Origin of the sequence: Amycolatopsis sp. NPDC051128 (assembly GCF_040682715.1) — a bacterium.
In the GTDB taxonomy this organism is placed as follows: Bacteria; Actinomycetota; Actinomycetes; order Mycobacteriales; family Pseudonocardiaceae; genus Amycolatopsis.
On record NZ_JBFBBN010000003.1, the window covers coordinates 64043 to 82953 of the forward strand.

At 70.4% G+C, this 18911-nt stretch carries 19 protein-coding genes and 3 pseudogenes; 15 read left to right on the forward strand and 7 right to left on the reverse strand.

Translation table 11 applies throughout. The features are described from left to right. The first annotated feature begins 3 nt into the window (after window positions 1-3). Both drmC and AB0M82_RS04285 read left to right on the forward strand, forming a co-directional pair. Window positions 4-783: a DISARM system phospholipase D-like protein DrmC gene (gene drmC / locus AB0M82_RS04280; protein ID WP_364717606.1), complete on the forward strand. Its 780-nt coding sequence runs from the start codon at window positions 4-6 to the stop codon at window positions 781-783. Between the two features lie 987 nt (window positions 784-1770). Further along, window positions 1771-2859: a 3'-5' exonuclease gene (locus tag AB0M82_RS04285; protein ID WP_364717608.1), complete on the forward strand. Its 1089-nt coding sequence runs from the start codon at window positions 1771-1773 to the stop codon at window positions 2857-2859. Between the two features lie 99 nt (window positions 2860-2958). On the opposite strand, the gene AB0M82_RS04290 is transcribed toward AB0M82_RS04285, so the two are convergent. Continuing rightward, window positions 2959-3654: an NUDIX domain-containing protein gene (locus AB0M82_RS04290; protein ID WP_364717610.1), complete on the reverse strand. Its 696-nt coding sequence runs from the start codon at window positions 3652-3654 to the stop codon at window positions 2959-2961. Window positions 3655-3722: 68 nt separating this feature from the next. Here AB0M82_RS04290 and AB0M82_RS04295 point away from each other — a divergent pair, with 68 nt between their 5' ends. The 6 genes and pseudogenes from AB0M82_RS04295 to AB0M82_RS04320 all read left to right on the forward strand — a co-directional run bounded on the left by AB0M82_RS04295 (window position 3723) and on the right by AB0M82_RS04320 (window position 6899). Continuing rightward, window positions 3723-4571, forward strand: a complete 849-nt coding sequence (locus AB0M82_RS04295) for a DUF6569 family protein (RefSeq protein ID WP_364717611.1) — start codon at window positions 3723-3725, stop codon at window positions 4569-4571. Window positions 4572-4589: 18 nt separating this feature from the next. Further along, window positions 4590-4958 (forward strand): ADP-ribosylglycohydrolase family protein, encoded by a 369-nt coding sequence (locus tag AB0M82_RS04300; protein ID WP_364717612.1) that lies wholly within the window; start codon window positions 4590-4592, stop codon window positions 4956-4958. Window positions 4959-5273: 315 nt separating this feature from the next. Then, window positions 5274-5582, forward strand: a complete 309-nt coding sequence (locus tag AB0M82_RS04305) for a hypothetical protein (RefSeq protein WP_364717614.1) — start codon at window positions 5274-5276, stop codon at window positions 5580-5582. Between the two features lie 259 nt (window positions 5583-5841). Then, window positions 5842-6150 (forward strand): annotated as a pseudogene (locus tag AB0M82_RS04310) (HD domain-containing protein); the annotation flags it as partial. A gap of 187 nt (window positions 6151-6337) precedes the next feature. Beyond that, window positions 6338-6661: a hypothetical protein gene (locus AB0M82_RS04315; protein ID WP_364717616.1), complete on the forward strand. Its 324-nt coding sequence runs from the start codon at window positions 6338-6340 to the stop codon at window positions 6659-6661. 37 nt (window positions 6662-6698) lie between these two features. Then, the gene (locus AB0M82_RS04320; protein WP_364717617.1) at window positions 6699-6899 is read left to right on the forward strand and encodes a hypothetical protein; all 201 of its coding nucleotides are present in this window, start codon (window positions 6699-6701) and stop codon (window positions 6897-6899) included. Window positions 6900-6905: 6 nt separating this feature from the next. On the opposite strand, the pseudogene AB0M82_RS04325 reads toward AB0M82_RS04320, so the two are convergent. Then, window positions 6906-7220 (reverse strand): annotated as a pseudogene (locus tag AB0M82_RS04325) (hypothetical protein); the annotation flags it as partial. Between AB0M82_RS04325 and AB0M82_RS04330 the strand changes: the two are divergent. The 3 genes and pseudogenes from AB0M82_RS04330 to AB0M82_RS04340 form a co-directional block, all read left to right on the forward strand. Further along, window positions 7104-7761 (forward strand): annotated as a pseudogene (locus AB0M82_RS04330) (TetR family transcriptional regulator); the annotation flags it as partial. The pseudogenes AB0M82_RS04325 and AB0M82_RS04330 overlap by 117 nt on opposite strands. Window positions 7762-7861: 100 nt before the next feature. After that, the gene (locus tag AB0M82_RS04335; protein ID WP_364717618.1) at window positions 7862-8884 is read left to right on the forward strand and encodes a hypothetical protein; all 1023 of its coding nucleotides are present in this window, start codon (window positions 7862-7864) and stop codon (window positions 8882-8884) included. A 42-nt stretch (window positions 8885-8926) separates the two neighbouring features. Then, window positions 8927-9163 carry a CHC2 zinc finger domain-containing protein gene (locus AB0M82_RS04340; RefSeq protein WP_364717620.1) on the forward strand — a complete coding sequence of 79 codons (237 nt, stop codon included), beginning with the start codon at window positions 8927-8929 and terminating at the stop codon, window positions 9161-9163. Between the two features lie 190 nt (window positions 9164-9353). Here the strand turns inward: AB0M82_RS04340 and AB0M82_RS04345 are convergent, their stop codons facing one another. After that, window positions 9354-9830, reverse strand: coding sequence for a hypothetical protein (locus AB0M82_RS04345; protein ID WP_364717621.1), 477 nt, complete (start codon window positions 9828-9830; stop codon window positions 9354-9356). Window positions 9831-10442: 612 nt separating this feature from the next. Continuing rightward, window positions 10443-11843: a lysine 2,3-aminomutase gene (locus AB0M82_RS04350; protein ID WP_364717622.1), complete on the reverse strand. Its 1401-nt coding sequence runs from the start codon at window positions 11841-11843 to the stop codon at window positions 10443-10445. A 131-nt stretch (window positions 11844-11974) separates the two neighbouring features. On the opposite strand from AB0M82_RS04350, the gene AB0M82_RS04355 reads away from it, so the two are divergent. Genes AB0M82_RS04355 through AB0M82_RS04365 form a run of 3 tightly spaced genes read left to right on the forward strand, consistent with a single transcriptional unit; the run spans window position 11975 to window position 16016 of the window. Further along, window positions 11975-13579 (forward strand): amidohydrolase, encoded by a 1605-nt coding sequence (locus AB0M82_RS04355; RefSeq protein ID WP_364717624.1) that lies wholly within the window; start codon window positions 11975-11977, stop codon window positions 13577-13579. A gap of 11 nt (window positions 13580-13590) precedes the next feature. Further along, window positions 13591-15222, forward strand: coding sequence for an apolipoprotein N-acyltransferase (gene lnt, locus AB0M82_RS04360; protein ID WP_364717625.1), 1632 nt, complete (start codon window positions 13591-13593; stop codon window positions 15220-15222). Window positions 15223-15248: 26 nt separating this feature from the next. Further along, window positions 15249-16016, forward strand: coding sequence for a polyprenol monophosphomannose synthase (locus tag AB0M82_RS04365; protein ID WP_364717626.1), 768 nt, complete (start codon window positions 15249-15251; stop codon window positions 16014-16016). Here AB0M82_RS04365 and AB0M82_RS04370 read toward each other — a convergent pair. After that, the gene (locus AB0M82_RS04370; RefSeq protein WP_364717627.1) at window positions 16003-16764 is read right to left on the reverse strand and encodes a DeoR/GlpR family DNA-binding transcription regulator; all 762 of its coding nucleotides are present in this window, start codon (window positions 16762-16764) and stop codon (window positions 16003-16005) included. The genes AB0M82_RS04365 and AB0M82_RS04370 overlap by 14 nt on opposite strands. Before the next feature lie 48 nt (window positions 16765-16812). Here AB0M82_RS04370 and AB0M82_RS04375 point away from each other — a divergent pair, with 48 nt between their 5' ends. After that, window positions 16813-17487 (forward strand): NUDIX domain-containing protein, encoded by a 675-nt coding sequence (locus AB0M82_RS04375; RefSeq protein ID WP_364717629.1) that lies wholly within the window; start codon window positions 16813-16815, stop codon window positions 17485-17487. An 82-nt stretch (window positions 17488-17569) separates the two neighbouring features. Here the strand turns inward: AB0M82_RS04375 and AB0M82_RS04380 are convergent, their stop codons facing one another. Together AB0M82_RS04380 and AB0M82_RS04385 are read right to left on the reverse strand one after the other, a co-directional pair. After that, window positions 17570-17917 carry an RNA polymerase-binding protein RbpA gene (locus AB0M82_RS04380; protein ID WP_003081521.1) on the reverse strand — a complete coding sequence of 116 codons (348 nt, stop codon included), beginning with the start codon at window positions 17915-17917 and terminating at the stop codon, window positions 17570-17572. Window positions 17918-18144: 227 nt separating this feature from the next. Then, complete coding sequence (locus AB0M82_RS04385; protein WP_364717630.1) at window positions 18145-18909, reverse strand: thymidine kinase; 765 nt, start codon at window positions 18907-18909, stop codon at window positions 18145-18147. Window positions 18910-18911: the final 2 nt, after the last annotated feature.

The following is an 18911-nucleotide window of genomic DNA, read 5'->3' on the forward strand; positions in this document are numbered from 1 at the left end:
ACGATGACCCACACCGGTCAGCTCCCGCCCCGACCCCTGCTCGACATCGCGGCAAGCGTGGGCCGCGCGCTGCGACCGGCCCACGCAGAACGCCTTGGCGCTGCGATGACGTCCTTCGTCGGCCCGCACGGCACCGACCACCTTGCTCACCTGGTCCCCGCCGCCGCCTTCACCCAGCAGGCAACAAGACTGTTGGACGCATGGGCCACCTACCCCGCGGTCACCGGAACAGCACTGGGGTCCGCCGTGGCCGCCGCGTCCCACGCCCACGAACAAGCCCGACGAAACCCTTCCCTGGAACTGGTCGTCAGTGGACCCGGCAGCACGGTCCTCCACGCCCGCCGGACCGAGCAGGTGCTCCTTCAACTCATCAATGAGGCCCAGCACGAGATCGTCCTGGTGACCTTCGCTCTGCACATGCACAAAGGCCTACGAACCGCGCTTGCCGAAGCCAACGTCCGCGGAGTCCGGTTGACCGTTCTCGCCGAGGACCACCAGGACAACCACACCTTCACCGGCAACCCCGGTGCTGCGCTGGCGGAGCTCATCGCACTGCGGCTGCGCTGGCCAGCCGCCCAGCGACCAGCGCTCGGAGCGGCGTTGCACGCGAAGATCGTCATCATCGATAGCTCCGTCGCCCTGATCACCAGTGCGAACCTCACCAAGCGCGCTGCTGGCGACAACTTCGAAGCTGGGCTGCTCGTCCGGGGCGGCGACATCGCAGAGCGCCTCAGCTACCACATCATGCAGCTCCGGCACGAAAGTATCCTGCAGGACGTCTGAAGCGAAAGCCGTCGGAGTGCTCGTCGGTTTTTTTGCGGTTGTTCTTCGTGGGGGATGCCAAGCAGTCGATCTACCGGTTCCGCCGCGCGGTCGACGCCCGCACCACCCTCGGCGAATCCGTCAGCCTCACCACGAACTTCCGGTCAACCACCTCCGTGTTGGGGTGGATCAACCGCGTCTTCACCCGCCTGATCACCGAAACCCCCGGCGCGCAACCCGCCTACCAACCCCTCCGCTCTCCACCGACCAACCCGAACGTGGGGTGGCCCACCTGTCGTGGTGCTCGGCGCCACCGAACACTCCGACAACCGGACCGCCGAGATGCTGCGTGCCCGGGAAGCCCATGATGTAGCCGGGTTGGTGGTCCGTGCGGTCCGCGAAGCCTGGCCCGTCCGCGACAACGGGGACGGTGGAGTGCGGGCAGTGTGCCTGTCGGACATCACGATCCCGGCCCCCACCCGCACCTCCATCACCGGGTTGGAACACGCACTGGACCAGGCGGGGGTGCCGTACCGGACCGAAGCCGCCACCTTCGTCTACTCCGCACCCGAGGTCCGGGAACTCCTGCACTGCGCCGAGGCGGTCGACGACCCCACCGACCACCTCGCCATCGTCACCACCCTACGCACCCCGATGTTCGGCTGCTCCGATGTGGACCTGTGGCGACACAAACAAGCTGGTGGCTCGTGGAACCCTGTTCACCCCACCAGTCCACGACGGACTCGTGGCCGACGGGCTCGCGCAACTCGGGCGGTGGGCGCGGTCCCGGTCCCGCCGCACCCCCTCGGAACTGCTCGAGGACATCCTCGAGCACCGCCGGGTATTGGAAACGGCGGTCGACTCACCCCGGTACCGGGAGACGTGGCGGCGGTTGCGCTTCGTGGTGGACCAGGCCCGCGCCTGTCCGAAGCCGAACACGGATCCCTGCGCGAATACCTCCACTGGGCGCACGGGCAGGCCGACGACCACGCCCGGGTCACCGAAACCGTGCTGCCCGAAACCGACACCGAGGCCGTGCGGATCACCACCATCCACGCCGCCAAAGGCCTCGAATTCCCCGTCGTCATTCTCACCGGTCTGTCCTCGCCGGGAACAACCCGACGGCCGCCGGTGCTGTGGCCACCCGCAGGTGGCTGCGAACTCAAACTCGGCGACCTGCACACCATCGGCTACCCCGACGCCGACACCGTCGAGAAGATCATGGAGGACTGCGAGGACATCCGGCTGCTTTACGTCGCGTGCACCCGCGCCCAAGACCACCTCGCCGTCTCGGTGCACCGCGGCACCCGCGCCTGCCCCGCCGCCGTCCTGGCCCACGGATGCGTCGGTGCCGACCACGAAACCTGGACCGCCCCCATCGCCGTGCACCCCCTGGATCGGGTGGCCCCGCCCGCAGCAGCCCCGCTCGTGGAGTGGGCGCAATGGGTCAGAAACCATCAGGTCGCGGTCGGTAACGGTCGCCGCCGGGAGGCCGAGTCCGCCACCGACATCGCCCACGGCCGGTCGGCCACCCCGCTGCCGACCTTCGCCCATCACGGCCTGGCCAAACAACCCCGTGACCTCGAACTCCCCCCATGGGCCAAAGGCCGGTACGGAACCGCGATCGGTCGCGCCACCCACGCGGTCCTGCAAACCATCGACCTCACCACCGGTGACGGCCTCACCGGCCTCGCCGCCTCGCAGGCACTTGCCGAGGGGGTGGCCGACGCCGCGCCAGACATCGCGGCCGCCGTCCACGCCGCCCTCACCTCACCCACCATCACCCGCGCGGCATGCCGGCCGCACTGGCGGGAAACGTATGTGGGCACGGTCGTGGACGACGTCCTGGTCGAGGGGTACGTGGACCTGCTCTACCGCGACGACGACGGCCTCGTCCTCGTCGACTACAAAACCGACACCACAGCAGACACCGACGCCCTGGCCGCCTACGCAACCCAACTACACGTCTACGCCCGAGCAATCGAAGACGCCACAACCGAACCAGTCGTGCGCTCCGTCCTGCTGTTCCTCCGGCCAACCGGTGCGGTCGAGCACACCATCACCCGTGGCCCTCCACCGCCGCCTGAACACGAGTAACGGTCAACCCGGGAGAGCACCGATGAAGCTGGAAGCAACGCGGGCGCTGGGGGAACAACACGAACCCGAAGATCAACTCAGTCGTGTGCTGACCGGCACTCAGACGTACGCCCTCCGGAACAGGCGGGCGGGTTTGCCGACCGTGCCGTCGCTGTACCGGCCGGTTTCGACGAGGTGGGGCAGCATGCGGCGCCGGAACGTGTCCTTGGCGAGGACCGCGTCGCCAAGCACTGCCGCATGCAGGCGGTGCAGTTCGCGGAGCGTGAACTCGGGCCCGATGAGGTGGCTCGGGTCGGGTCGGTCTTGGTAGGCGTCCCTGGTCGCGCCGACCGCGCCGGCCACGATCTGGTCGTGGTCGAACGCGAGACCTCCGCTGTTCCCGTCGGGCAGCACGGCGCGGGGCGGATCTCCTTCGATGGGGGAGAGGAGACATCCCGGGCGGCGTGTGGTGTCGAGTTGGTCGAAGGCGATGAGGTCGAGGTGGGCGATGCTGAGTACCCGGCCGCGGTCGTCGCGGTTGGGTTCGTCGAAGACGTGCAGTTGTTGCGGTGCGCGACCGGATACCCCGACCTTGGTGTCCAGTGCGCGCCGCACAGCCTCGCTGAGCAGTTCGTGTTCGCGGACGAAGGTGCCGGGGAGGGACCACCGGCCGGTGGCGAATGTCTCGTCACGCTGGTGCAACAGCACCATCAGACCGGTCCGCTCCGGATCGACGGTCAGCACCGCGACGTCCACCGCGACCGACGGTCGCGGATAGTCACTGAGCCGCTTGCCCGCGTTGTCTTGCCACTCCATAGTGGACAGGTTAGCGCAGATGTGCTCTTATTGATTAGCGCGTTCTTGCGCTAACTGTGGAGGTTGTGATGGATCTCGTCGACATGCATGTGGGGCGCCCCGTGACGCGGGGCGCGTTGAGCCTGTTCCCGATCTGGAGCGGGACGGCGGTCACCTCGCCCGGCTACGCGGTCCACGCTGCGGAAGTGTCGGTGGCGGAGCGGCCGGACACGCCGTCGGTGGCGGAGCTGGAGGTGACCAACTCCGGGTCCAAACCGGCGCTGGTCCTGGAGGGAGAGTTGCTGGAGGGCGGCTGGCAGCACCGGGTTACGACCCAGTCGGCGCTGGTCGCCGCGAAGGCGCAGGTGGTGCTGCCGGTGCAGTGTGTCGAGCAGGGACGCTGGGCCGGTGGCGGCGGACACGCACGGCGAGGGCGCCATGCCCCGGTCGTGGTGCGCGCCGCGCAGGGCCAGGGGGCGGTGTGGGAGCGGGTTAGCCGGTATGAGGACCGTCACGGCGGCACCGACACCCATTCGCTGCTCGCCGCGACCGACCGGGTCGAGCAGACGGCCGCGGCACTGGTCGAGGGACTGGCCCCGTTGCCGTTCCAGACCGGAGTGCTGATCGGGATCGCGGGACAACCGGTGTCACTGGAGGTGTTCGACTCGCCCCGGACACTCGCCCAGGTCTGGGGCGGGTTGTTGCACGCGGCGGCGGTCGACGCGGTGTCCGCCGCCGCGGTCGCGACACCGGGGCGGCGTGCCCGCCGGTTCGTCGCCCGGGTGGCCGCAGTCTCGGTGACGCCGGAGCCGGGTCCGGGTCTTGGCGCGAGTGGGCGAGCGAGGTCGTCCTACGTGGTGATGTCGGTGCTGGTGTGGCGGGGTCGTGCGGTGCACACGGTCGCGATCAACCCAGGCCACGACCTCGTGGCCGCCTGAACAACGAGGAGCGAACTGATGGGTCTCAACGCGAAGCAGCTTGATCGGGCGGTGGGTGCGCTGGTGGGCGCCGCGGCCGGGGACGCCCTCGGCGTGCCCTACGAGTACGGCAGCCGGCCGCTACCCGGCCCGGGCGAACCCGCCCGGATGCTGGGTGGCGGGCTGGGCGGATACGAGCCGGGGCAGTGGAGCGACGACACCGAGATGGCGTGCGTGATCGTCCAGGCCCGCAGCCGCACCCCCACCATCGCCGCGCTCTACGGAGCCCGACTGCGCAGCGTCCCCGTCGACACGGCACTGGCCGACGGGTGCACCAAATCCGTATTGCCCAAGGCCGACCCGATCAAGTCCTTCCGCGACGCACTGCACGCCACGCAAAGCCCATGAGAATCCGCAGACTTCGCCACGCCCCGGTTACTCCCTGACCTTCCCACGCGGGGATCTGCGCCGCGGCGGCACCCGCATGCCCTCCCGCTGGCTGATGCCCAGCCTGCGCGCCCTGACCGCCGACCCGACACTGCAGGCCACCGACTGGCAGCGCGCCTGCTCCCCGCACATCGTGGTGCGGGCCTCGCACGCGCCACCGAAACCAACCCACCCGCCACCACCAAAGCCGGCGACAACGGGCCGCGCTGGCCGGCCGGTGGCGATCGTGACGGCACTGCGCACACCGCTGTTCGGCGGAGAGACGGGAGAGAGTACGTGACAGCGTTCCAGTGGTGGGCTTTGCAGGACTTTTGGGACAAGGCCCCGTACGCGGTCATGGCCCTGGACCCGCAGGACGGGCTGCCTCGCCGGTTCGTTCCCGGCGAAGGGCTGGTCGACTGGCCCAGTCTGTCGATGTACGTCTTCAACGGCGAGCCCGGTGCCCACCCGATCACCGAAGACGTCGCGATCCAAATGATGAACAAGGGCGTCGGCAAGATCGATCCCAGTTTCGTCGCGGCCGCTCGCGGCAAGGCCCCCACCCTCCAGCCGCCGGCGGGGGTGGATGCTGACCCACAAAGGTGAGGAGGCGGCGCTGTCGGTTGGTGATCAGGGTCCCCATTGGCTGGTCGTACTTGCGCACCCCGGCTTCGGTGCGGACGTGGCGGCCAAGGCGCCGCCTGTCGTAGTCCGATCCAGATCAATGGCCGCAGCACACGTCCAGCGGACAGGAGTCCCACCGTGAACACCTCACACGCCGGATTCCCCGACACCCTCGCCGGTCGCCTATGCGGCGAGGGCGCATGCCGATCAGGTCCGCAAACGCAGCGTCGGCGACACCAGGCCGGGAATTCCGTACGTCAGTCACCTGCTGAGCGTGGCTGGTCTTGTCCTGGAAGATGGTGGGACCACCTCAGACGCCATCGCGGGGCTGCTGCATGACATGCTGGAGGATCAGGACCCGCACCGTGTCCGCGCCGCCGAGATCGAGCGTCACTTCGGCCGGACTGTTCGGCACCTGGTCGAGGCGTGTTCGGGACCCTCGGCCCAGGACGAGGGCATGGCCGAATTCCGGACCCGCAAACAGGTATATCTCGACCACCTGGGCGCGCAGCGCAGTACTGGTGCTCTTCGCGTGTCATTGGCCGACAAGGTGCACAACGCGCGGTGCACAGTCAACGATCTGGAAGCGGAAGGGCTCAGCGTCTGGACCCGCAGCGCCTTCGACGACACCGACGAGGACTACCCGGCCCCGAAATACGGTCACCCCAAAGACCGCCGCCACGACCTCAAACAGGTCCAGGCCGGGCTGGCGGTCACCGCCGACGGCGCCGTCGGCGGTGTTCCACCGCGCCTACGACGGCAACGTCGGCGAGGTGGCCCAGGTCGTCGCGACGATGACCGCGCTGACGACCATGGCCACACCACGGGACTTTCTGCTGATCGGCGACTCCAAGCTGGTCTCCCACGGCAATCTCGCGGCGATGACCGAGGCCGGTGTCGCGTTCCTGGCGCCCGCGTCCAAGATCTACGTTCCGGCCGCTGTCCTTGCCGCACTGGACATCCACGCCGCCGTCGAGGTCGACCACGTGGCCGAACGCGACCCCAGCGCTGGTCGGCGAGCAACAGCTCGCCGCGGCGCAACCGCACCCGCCGCGCGGTGACCTCCAGCAAAGACGCGAACCGCTCGAGCACCGGGAGGTGGGCGGTGTTGCGCTCGTCGGTCAGCAGCTTCCCGGCCAACCTGATCCACGTCTCTCCGGGCGGCCCGTTCCCGAGGACGGGAAACGGCAGCATCGGCTCGCCAACGCCGCGCAGCTTCTCGGTGCGGTCCTCGAAGAACACCGGCCGCCGCAGGACGTCACGGTCGGCATCGGCGAGCAGCACCGCGGCCGCGCGTAGGTCGGCGAGAACCGAGTGCCCGCCGCCGGCCGGGTCGGGGCGCAGCATGAGCAGGCTGGTGTAGTCCGGCGGGCAGGTGACGTTCGGTGCGTCGATGTGCAGGGCCCGCGCGGCGAACCCGCCGAAGCTGCTGTACGGGTCCCGCTCCGGTCCGGACAGCCCCTCCAGCCACAGCCCGCGACGAGCACCTGCGGGCGGTGCACGATCGGCCGTCGGCGCGTCGAAGACCTCCTGCTGGCTTCCGCGCTGCGCGTGGCCGCGACCGTCCCGCGGCAGGCGCTCGTGGGCGCGCCCCTCGTCGAATTGCCCGCCCCGCTCCAGCCGCGCACCCGGCGTTCGGAAATCCTCGCGGCCGCCATCCCGCTGTTCGAACGGGCCGGGTTCGCCGCCGTCACCACCGGCATGATCGCCGAAGCCGTGGGGCTGGTGCCCTCCGGGCTTCCCCGGCAAGGCCGACATCCTGGCGCCGGCGTGCCTGCAGACGGCCGGCCTGCTGGCCCAGGCGGTGGAACACAACCTGCGCGGCGTGACCGGCGCGCCCGAGGCCCTGCTCGCGCTGACGGCGACCTACGTGGCCTACAGCTTCGAGCACCACGCCCTCACCAGCGTGGCCGACGCCGAGGTCGTCGGCCTGCCCGCCGCTTTGCGCCGCCCGCTGGTGGCCGCGCAGCGCGAGCACAGCGCGGTCTGGGAGCAGCACCTGCGCCAGGCCCGCCCGGACCTCGACGCCCGCCAGGCGCGGGTGCTGGTGCACGCCGGGTTCGGCGTGGCGGTTGAGGCCGGGCGCCGCCTGTACTGGCAGGACAGCCCGGAGCACCGCGCCGCCGTGGCCGCGTTGTTCGTGGGTGCCCTGGACCTGTGACGCCGGCCTGTTGAGCCGTTCGGGTGGCAACTCGGCCGGCAGCCAAACCTCCCGGGGCCACCGGGCGTGGTGGGGGAGACGGCCGACTCCCGGGGGAACCATGCTCAAGCGAACTCTTCTACTCGTGGCGGCGCTCGGCGCCGCCCTCGTGCCCGGCGCACAACCCGCGGTGGCGGCGGGCTGCACCTGGGCGATGACACCGCTGGCACTGCCGGCGCCCTACACCAGCAGCGAGGTCTACGCGGCGGCCGAAGGCGGCTGGTTCGTCGGAGCGGTGCGCGGCCCCGACGCGTATTCGCAGGTGCGGTGGCACGGCGGTCAGGTCGTTTCGTCGTTCCGCCTGGTCGAAGTGCGCGACATCAACTCCTCCGGAGACGTCGTAGGGGACGGGGGGACCGGTGATTGGTGGGCCGCGAAACCCGTCGTGTACCGCGGTGGCCAATACGTGAACCTGCCCATGCCGCAAGGGTTCCGGTCCGCCAAGGCCACGCACATCAACAACGCCGGGGACGTCATCGGTGTCGCCTACGGCGGGTTCGGCGGCGACGTCCACCCGGTGCTGTGGGCCGCCGCGCGGCCGGGCACGGCCGAGGTCCTGAACCCGGATCCGCAGCACCTCTACGACACCTACCCGGTCGACGTCGACGAGCAGGGCCGCGTCCTGCTCTACACCGACATCGGCGAGCGCTCGGGCGAGGTGTTCGTCCGAGCCGCGGACGGTGGTTACCGGCAGCTGCCCCCGCTGTACCCCGGCGGCGCGGTCTACCTCGAGGCCTTCCACGGCGGCCGCATCGCCGCTTCGGTCGTCACGCCCGAGCTGACGATGGTCGCCATCGAGGCGGACATGGCCGGGAACGTCGTGCACACGACCACCGAAGCGGCCGACACCCTGTTCCTCGACGCCGGCACGACGATGGCCGGCGTGGCCCACACCTTCGGCCCCGAGAACTACGAACTCCGCATCTGGGAGAACGGCGAACCCACCGCCGACCTGGCCGGCGACGCCGACTTCAACGCGGCACCGCGGCCGGCGGGGCTCACCGACGACGGGACGCTGGCCGCGACCATCAGGTTGGCGGGCACGACGCAACCGCGGGCGGTGGCCTACCACCGCGGCTGCTGACGTCGCTTGCATCACGCGGCCGGACAGCGCGGCCCTCCGGCCATGACCACCACCGCTGTCTCGGCGCCCGAGCCGCCGGGTGCCGGCGGGATCGCTGAGCTCGTCGGCCGGTATGTCCAGCTGAGCCCGCTCGGCGAGCAGCAGCTGCGCGGCGACTGCCCGTTATGCCGATCGCGGATGTTCCGGGTCCGGCCCAGCCACGGCACGTTTCACTGCTTTGGATGCGGTGTCGGGGGCGACGCGCGGATGTTTGCCGCCGAGGTCGGCCACCGGCACTGACGGTCAGCGGTTCAGGCTGCGGAACCGGCCCAGGAATGATCACAGCCCCAGGCGGCATGACCAGCAGGTCAGGGGCACATCCGAGACTATCCGAGCGCGATGCTAGCAAGCTCGGAGCGTCACGTCCGGCATGGCGGCCGCCGTGGCTTAGTCACAACGGCCTACTAGGAGCCGCCTCGCCGTCAGGGTCTCACCGGGACGGTCGCTGGACGGTTTGGCGCCGCGGCCGGGGGGATCGGCCTATGGCCACTCGCCAGGCTGCGGGATGGGTCTGGTTGAAGTCGTCGGTGAAGCGGCGGAGAGCTTCTTTCGCGGCGCGGTCGTCGGGTGGCTGGCCGGTGCTGCGTTCGGCCCAGTAGATGAGGGCGTTGACGGCCTGCCGGATGGTGTCTGGCCGGTACCGCGGGTAGCCGGCGGGGTCCGGGGCATCGGAGGCGTCGTCCCAGCGGCCGGTCTGCTCGTCGACGTACTCGACGAGCTTGGCCGTCGTGATCGCGTCCGTGCCGTACTGGTAGCCGCGGGTACGGCACCAGTGTCGGTAGTGGGCGAGCCGGGCCCGGTAGCACGCGAGTGTCCTGGCCGAGTACTGGCGCACCATCGACGGGCGCAGATCGACGTCGGGGCGCGGGGCCACCTTCGGGTCGGCGGAGGCTGCGGACCTGGACACATTCCCAGAGTGCCATCACCCGTACGCAATCGGCACACACGCCGCGATCGGCATGCATTCGCGGCCACTGCACAACCTGAGCTTCTCGCGGCCCACAAGATGTGGGTGATACCCCTGGGTATCACCCACATCTTGTATCGAGATAGTCGCCGACGGTCGACCGTTCTCGTAGCTCGGACCGCCGGGCCGCGGCGCGCCCTGCTGTCTCGCCCTGTGACGAAACTACGCTAAGTGACCGTCCTGATCAACCACACTCGGAGCCGTATGGCAATTCTTCTACGTGTCAACAAAGCGAGACGAATGGTCTCACAATCCCGGCCTACGAATATTGCATTATTTCGGAGTTTGTGACGCGCGGACAGATGAATCAGCTTCACGAAAAGAACTCGGAAAGGCTTGGTCGACCAACTCGCCTGCACTGATCGCCAGACGCACATGTCTGTCCACAATGGAATCCCTGGGGCATATCTGGGGCATATCGTGATCGGTCCCAACCGGTCCTCACCAGCTCTGACCAGCCCAAACGTCGGAGACGGCCGAGGGGATGCGCGCGGCCCGGATCGGGCTCCGCGGCACCCCCTCGACCTACTCCTGAAGGCCGACGCGCTGGCGTCAGCTGGACTGGTTGGCCCACCAGGTCTGGCCGGCTTCGGGCAGGGTGGCGATCGGGTCGTAGTACGGGTAGCGCCGCCGCAGTGCCTCACCGCGGTCCTCGGCGTCGGCCTTATCGACGCTGGTCAGGTAGTTCTTGGTCCAGTACGAGATCCCCAGCTCCCGGTCGTACTCGGCCAGCTGGTGCACCCACCGCTTCCCGACATAAGGCACGTCGCACACGATCCGCGGCGTCGCATACCCCGGCAGGTACCCCATGATCGCGTGCTGCAGCTCCTGGGCTTCCCAAACAGGCACCCGCCAGTGCTCGGCGTTCGGGATCATGTCGCACATGTAGAAGTAGTACGGGAGGATGTTCGCCTCGCCCTGGAGGGCGAAGCACAGGTCCAGCAGCGCCGCCGGGGTCGCGTTGACCCCGCGCATCAGGACGCCCTGGTTGCGGACGTCGCGGACCCCGACGTTCAGCGCCGTCTGGGCCGCCTCCGCCACCAGCGGGGTCACCGACTGGGCGTGGTTGACGTGCGTGTGGATCGCCAGGTTCACGCCCCGGCGCTGGGCGGTCACGGCGACGCGCTCGAGGCCTTCGACCACCTTCGGCTGGAGCCAGTGCTGCGGCAGCGCGGCCAGCGCCTTCGTCGCGAGGCGGATGTCGCGGACGGTGTCGATGTCCATCAGGCGCATCAGGAACGACTCCAGCTGCGGCCACGGCACGTTGGCGACGTCGCCGCCGGAGACCACGACGTCGCGGACGCCCGGGGTCTTCTTCAGATACGCGATCATCGCGTCCTGGCGGTCGACCGGCTTGAGCGTCAGCTTGTGCTTCTCGACCTGCTCGGTCGAGTTGCCGACGAGGTCCATCCGGGTGCAGTGGCCGCAGTACTGCGGGCAGGTCGAGATCATCTCGGCCAGCACCTTGGTGGGGTAGCGGTGGGTCAGGCCCTCCACCACCCACATCTCGGCCTCGTGCAGCGAGTCGCGCTCCGAGTGCGGGTGGCTCGGCCAGACCGGGTCACGGTCGCTCTTGACCGGGAGCATGTAGCGGCGGATCGGGTCGGCGTAGAACGCCTCGGTCACCTTGGCCGGGTCGGTGCCCGCCGTCGGGGCCATCGTGTTGATCATCTGCGGCGGCAGCAGCATCGACATCGTCGCCAGCTCGCGCTGGTCGGCGAGCAGATCGTCGTAGAAACGCTCCTCCAGCAGGTCGCCCATCAGGGCGCGCAGCTGCTTGACGTTGCGGACGCAGTGCACCCGCTGCCACTGCGCGTCGCGCCACTGCGCGTCGGTCACGTCGTGCCAGCCGGGGAAGCGGCGCCAGTCGGGTTCCACCAGCTCCGCGCGGGCGTACTCGTAGGGCTGGTCGATGGCGGCGGCAGGCGTCACAGGTTCCTGGATCGCAGTCACTTGTACTCCTAGTCGGCGGGGACGCGTTAAAATATCCTGTCATAACGCTCTCGCGGAGTAAATCTTCCTGCCTGCTGGCGTGTCTTCCCCCAGGTGGTGGAAGCCCGGAGAGGCGCGGCAGACTCAGGCACGTGACGGACGAACACACCACGCTCCTGCTCGGCGGGCGCGTCTACACCCCCGCCGGCCCGGACGCGACGGCGATGGCGGTCACCGGCGGCACCGTGGTCTGGGTCGGGCAGGACGCCCCCGCCCGCGCCCTCCACCCCGGCGCCGAAGTGGTCGACCTCGGGGGCGCGTTCGTGGCGCCCGCGTTCGTCGACGCGCACGTCCACGCCACCGCCACCGGCCTGCACCTGACCGGCCTCGACCTCACCGGCGTCCGCGGCGGCGCGGAGCTGCTGAGCCGCGTCCGCGCCGCCGTCGTCCCCGGGCAGGTCCTGCTCGCCCACGGCTGGGACGAAACCGCCTGGACCGACCCGCGCCTGCCCTCGCGCGCCGAACTCGACGACGCCGCCGGCGGCGCGGCCGTCTATCTGAGCCGCGTCGACGTCCACTCCGCGCTCGTCTCCACCGCGCTGGTCGAGCTGGCCCCGTCCGCCCGCGGCGCCGACGGCTGGTCGCCCGAGGGCCCGCTGACCCGCGCCGCGCACCACGCCGTCCGCGCCGCGGTGCGCGCGGCGATCACCCCGGAGCAGCGCGACCGCGCCCAGCGGGCGTTCCTCGCCGAAGCCGCCCGCCAGGGCATCGTGAGCGTGCACGAGTGCGCCGGCCCCGACATCTCCGGCCGCGACGACCTCGCCGCCCTGCTCGCCCTCGCCGGCCCCGGACAGCCGGAGGTCGTCGGCTACTGGGGCGAGCTCGGCGCCGTCGACACCGCCCGCGAACTGGGCGTCCGCGGCCTGGCCGGTGACCTGTTCGTCGACGGCGCGCTCGGCTCCCACACCGCGGCCCTCACCGAGCCCTACGCCGACCACCCCGGTTCGGGGACGCTCTACCTCGACGCGCACCGCATCGGCGAGCACCTGACCGCCTGCACCGAAGCCGGGCTGCAGGCCGGGTTCCACGTCATCGGCGACGCCTCGGTCGCGGAGGTGATCGAGGGCTTCCGCCTCGCCGAGAAGGAGGTCGGCCAGCGCGCGCTTGCCGCGCGCCACCACCGGCTCGAGCACCTGGAGATGGTCACCGCCGAACAGGCCAGGACGCTGGCCGGCTGGGGCGTCGTCGCCTCGATGCAGCCGCTGTTCGACGCCGCGTGGGGCGGGACCGGCGGCATGTACGCCGAACGGCTCGGCGCGGACCGCGCGGCCGGGCTGAACCCGTTCTCCACACTCGCCGCCGAGGGCGTCCTGCTCGCCTTCGGGTCCGACGCGCCGGTGACGCCGCTCGACCCGTGGGCGAGTGTCCGCGCGGCCGCCTACCACCGCACGCCGGACGCGGGCCTGTCGCCGCGGGCGGCGTTCACCGCCCACACCCGGGCCGGGCACCGCGCGGCGGGCGTCAACGACGGCGTCTCCGGGAGCCTGGTCCCGGGCGCGCCGGCGCACTACGCGATCTGGGACGCGACCGACCTCGTCGTGGCGACCCCGGACACCCGCGTGCAGCGCTGGTCCACCGACCCGCGCGCCGGAGTGCCGCCGCTGCCGCGGCTCGAGCCGGACGCCACCCTGCCGCGGTGCCTGCGGACGGTCCGCGCCGGTGAGGTCGTCTACGACGACTTCACGCCGGGCACCTAAAGTCATCAACCGTGGCAGTCACCGTGGCGGAACCCGAACCGGGCGCCCCGCACCAACCCGTCCGCACGCGGCGGTTCCCCCGTGCCTGGCTGCTGCGGCTCACCGCGGCGCTGGTGTCCGGTTTCGCCTACTACCTGAGCTTCGCGCCGCGCCCGCTGTGGTGGCTGGCGCCGCTGGCGTTCGCCGGGTTCGCCCTCGTGCTGCGCGGACGCGGGTTCCGGGGCGGGTTCGGCTACGGCTTCGCGTTCGGCGTCGTGTTCTTCATGCCGCTGCTGACCTGGCTACTGGACTTCCTCGGCCCGGACTTCGGCCCGTGGCCGTGGCTCGGCCTGTCGTGCGCGCTGGCGCTCTACCACGGCCTGGCGGGCGGCCTCATCACCTTGGTGTCCCGGCTGCCGGCCGGGCCGCTGTGGGCGGCGCTGGTGTTCATCGCGCTGGAGACACCGCGTGCCTGGTTCCCGTTCGGCGGCTTCCCGTGGGGCCGCGTCGCGTTCAGCCAGCCCGAAGGCGCGTTCCTGCCGCTCGCCTCGATCGGCGGCGCGCCGCTCGTCGGCCTCGCCGTCGTCTTCACCGGTTTCTGCCTCGCCGCGCTCGCCGGACGGCTCTGGGACGCGCGCGGCGCGCTCAAGCCCGCCCTGCGGGCCCGCAAGACCGTCTTCGCCGCGCTCGGCGCCGCGCTGCCGGTCGTCGCCGGACTGGCGTTGTGGCCGTCGATCGGGACGGACGCGCAGGACGGCGAGCGCACCGTCGCGACCGTCCAGGGCAACGCCCCGGACATCGGGCTCGCGCTCCAGGGCGAGCGCGCCGTGCTGCGCCGCGACACCATCGCCGAGAGCCGGCGGCTGCTGGCCGCCGTCCAGGCCGGGAAGGTGCCGAAGCCGGACCTGCTGCTGTGGCCGGAGAGCGCCACGACGATCACCGGTCCCGACCCGCAGGTCGACCAGCTCGTGGCGAACTTCGGCGTGCCGGCGTTGATCGGGGCGCTCTACGAGCTGCCGGACCGGCACCTCCAGAACTCGGTCATCGCCTGGGACCCGCGTACCGGACCCGGCGCCCGGTACGCGAAGCAGCAGCTGGTGCCGTTCGGGGAGTACGTGCCGGCCCGCAAGGTCGCCCAGCTCGTCACGCCCTTCCTCGACCAGGAAACCGTCGACATGGTGCCCGGCGACGGGGCGAACCCGGCGATGGCGCTCGCCGGCACGAAGGTCGGCGTGTTCATCTGCTACGAGACGGCGTTCGACCACCCGGGCCGGGACGCCGTCGGCGCGGGCGCCGAAGTGCTGGTCGTGCCGACCAACAACGCCTGGTACGGCCGGAGCGAGATGAGCATGCAGCAGCTGGCCATGTCCCGGCTGCGAGCGGTCGAACACGGCCGCGCCGTGGTCGTCTCGGCGGTGTCCGGGGTGAGCGCCATCGTGGCCCCCGACGGGTCCGTTACCAGCTCAACGGGCCTTTTCACGGCAGAGTCCCTGGTCGGGCGCGTCCCGCTGCGGACGCAGACTACGCTGTCGGATCAACTAGGTGCGTGGACGGAGTACGGGCTGCTGGCACTGGCGATCGCCGGGGTGGCCGGCGGGCTCGTACTCCGTTTTCGCACCCGGCGCACGAGCGCCGGCACGGCAGCAGGGGAAGCGGCGGACTGACACGCCGCGGATTCGGAGGAAGACGGATGTCGCAGGCGCCGCGGGGGGCCCGGGGAATCGAGCCGGTGCTGGTGGTGATCCCGACGTACAACGAGCGGGAGAACCTCGGCCCTATCCTGGATCGCCTGCACAAGGCACTTCCGGACGTGCATGTGCTCGTGGTGGACGACGGCAGCCCGGACGGCACCGGTGAGCTCGCCGACGAGCGGGCCGCCACGAACGACAACGTCCACGTCATGCACCGGACCGAGAAGGCCGGCCTGGGCGCGGCCTACATCGCCGGGTTCCGGTGGGGCCTGGCACGCGAGTACAACACGATCGTCGAGATGGACGCCGACGGCTCGCACGCGCCCGAGGACCTGCCCCGGCTGCTGGACGCGGTGGGCGACGCCGACCTGGCGATCGGCTCCCGCTACGTGCCGGGCGGCAGTGTCGTGAACTGGCCGCTGAACCGCCAGATCCTTTCGCGCGGCGCGAACGTCTACTCGCAGGTCGCGCTGGGCATGCGGGTGCGGGACATCACCGCCGGGTTCCGCGCGTACCGCCGTCCGGTGCTGGAGAAGCTGGCCCTGGACGAGGTCAACTCGCACGGCTACTGCTTCCAGATCGACCTGACGCTGCGTACCGCGGACGCGGGGTTCGAGATCGTCGAGGTGCCGATCACGTTCACCGAGCGCGAGATCGGCGAGTCGAAGATGAGCGGCTCGATCATCCGCGAGGCGTTCCTGCGGGTGGCCAAGTGGGGCGTCGAGCGGCGCTGGCAGCAGCTGCGGAAGCTGGTCAAGCGCGGCTGAGCCGCAGCTCGACGCCCATCGCTGCAAGTTTCCGCACGTTCTGGTCCGACTCGTCGGCGTCGGTGATGACGCCGGCGATGTCGGCGAACGGCAGCACGCCGCACCGCGAAGCCGCACCGAGCTTCTCCGCGCTCGCCAGCACGAAGGTGTCGGCCGCGCGCCGGGCGAGGGTTCGTTTCATCGCGGCTTCGTCCGCGTCGCCGGTCGTCAGACCGGCTTCGGGGTGGACGCCGGTGACGCCGAGCAGGAAGACGTCGGCGCTGATCGCCTGCGCGGCTTCGGCGGCGGCCGCGCCACAGGTGACCGCGGAGTGCCGGAAGAGCCGCCCGCCCAGCAGGAACACCTCGATGCCGTGGTGGTCCAGCAGCGCGACGGCGATGGTCGGGCTGTGGGTCACGATCGTCGCTTCGAGGTCGCGTGGCAGGGCCTTGGCGACGGCCAGCGTGGTGGTGCCGCCATCGAGGATGACGGTCGACCCGGGCCGGACGAGGTCCGCGGCGAGCGCGGCCACCTTGTCCTTGCCGTCGACGGCGATCGACGTCCGGCTCGCGTAGTCGGCGACAGCGGGGGAGACGGGCAGCGCGCCGCCGTAGACGCGCTGGCAGAGCCCGGCCGCGGCGAGGTCCCGCAGGTCACGGCGGATGCTGTCCTCGGAGATCCCCAGCTCGGCCGCGACGTCCTTCGCCAGCACCTTGCCCTCGGCCGCCAGCCGGGCCAGCAGCAGTTCACGGCGTTCGCCGACCAACATGCACGATCCTCCTTGTTTGTTCCGGATCGTGCACATTATGGTCGCGGCATGACCACTTCGACAAGCGTCTCCGGCGTGGACGTCCCGGACCACCGCGGCCGCACCGGTCTCGACCGGGCTGGCCGCGACCTGGACCGCAACCCGCGGGTCCGGGTCACCGACGTGGAACTGCTGGCGGCGGGCTGGCACGTGCTGCGGCGCACGACGTTCGCCTACCGACGCGACGACGGCCGCTGGACGAGCGAGCAGCGCGAAACGTACGACCGCGGCAACGGAGCCACCGTGCTGCTCTACAGCGCCGGGACCGGCACGGTGCTGCTGACCCGTCAGTTCCGCTATCCGGTCTACGTGAACGGCCACGACGACGGCATGCTGATCGAAGCGGCGGCCGGCCTCCTGGACTCCGACGACGCCGAAACGGCGATCCGCCGCGAAGCCGAGGAGGAGACGGGCGTCCGCATCGGCGAGCTGGAACACGTGTTCGACGTCTACACGAGCCCAGGCTCGGTGACGGAACGCCTGCACTGCTACGCGGCCCCTTACGACCCCTCAAGGCGCGGTGAAGGCGGTGGCATAGCCGAAGAGGGTGAAGACATCGAAGTGCTGGAACTGCCGTTCACGGACGCCCTGAAGATGATCGGGACGGGGGAGATCGCCGACGCGAAGACGATCATGCTCCTGCAGTGGGCCGCCCTCCAGGGCCCCTTCCGCCCCGGCCGGTGAGCACCCGCGAAACGCCGAGAGCCCCCGCGGGGATCGCGGGGGCTCTCGGCGCAGGGGAGCAGTGGCTACGGGCCGGCTGGAGTTACGCGGACCGGGAGGTCCGGCGGCCCTTCAGCTCGGCTAGACGTTCGTTGAGCAGGTCCTCGAGCTCGGGGATCGTGCGCCGCTCGAGGAGCATGTCCCAGTGGGTGCGCGGCGGCTTCACCTTCTTCTGCTCGGGCTGCCCACCATCGACGATTTCCGATTCGCTGCCGTGCAGGCGGCATTCCCAGACCGTGGGGATCTCGGCGTCGTCGGAGAACGGCACCTCGAACTCGTGGTTCTTCGGGCAGGCGTAGCGCACGGTGCGGCGTGGGGCGAGGTCGTGGTTGCGGTCGGTCTCGTAGCTGACCGCTCCCAGCCGGCTTCCACGAAGAACACGGTCGGCCATGATGGGGGTCCTTTCAGTCAGCTCCGGGGTGGAGCCAGGGTGGTGCTCACCCTATGCAACGACTCGGAGGCCTCGAGGATTCCCGAGTCGCCATGTCGTTGCTCACGATGAGCTGCGTCACCCGCCGGCATCAGCTTCCTCTAGTAGGAGGCGTTTCGCGCTCTGGCGTGACGTCAATACGGCCTTCTTAGTGCTGATATCCCCCGGATGGGCTATTGGGACCCGGTTCAGGTCAATCGTAACTGACCGTGACGAGCAGTAACCGGGCCCAGGTCGCCCACTCGATAGTGGCGGCGACACAATACCTGATAACGCACCGTAGCCGATTCGGCCTCAAAACGTGCTAAAGCTGAAGTTTCAACTACGGATTGTTCGGTATCTGCCACCACGACGGTATCGCCTTCACGTACCACCTCGCCGTCCAGCACCCGCGCGTTGAAGCGCCCGGCCAGTCCGCACCAGCACAGCACCTCCACCTGGACCGGCTGCAGCTCGTCCGCCAGTTCGAACAGACGAGCGGCTCCCGGGAACAACCGGCTCCGGAAGTCCGTCGCGATCCCGAAGCAGTACACGTCGATCTCGACCTCGTCGGCCAGCTCCGCCAGCTGGTCGACCTGCCCGGGGGAGAGGAACTGCGCCTCGTCCACCACCACGTAGTCCACGTGCTGCCCGCGCGCCCACTCCTGCCGCACCAGCTCCCGCACGTCGGTGTCCTCGCCGAGCTCCACCGCCTGCCGGGTCAGCCCGATCCGGCTGGAGATCTGCGGCGCGCCGGACCGGTCGTGGCGCACCAGCACCAGGCCCCGCCGGCCCTGCCGGGCGTGGTTGTGGTCGATCTGCAGCGCCAGGGTCGACTTCCCGCAGTCCATCGGCCCGTAGCAGAACTTCAGCCTGCCGACCGGCGGCGTCCCCCGGCGCGAACCGGCCGCGGGAACCGACGACAGGGCATCGGTGGGATCTGGGCCGGCGGCTTGGTCGTTGAGCAAGGTCACGA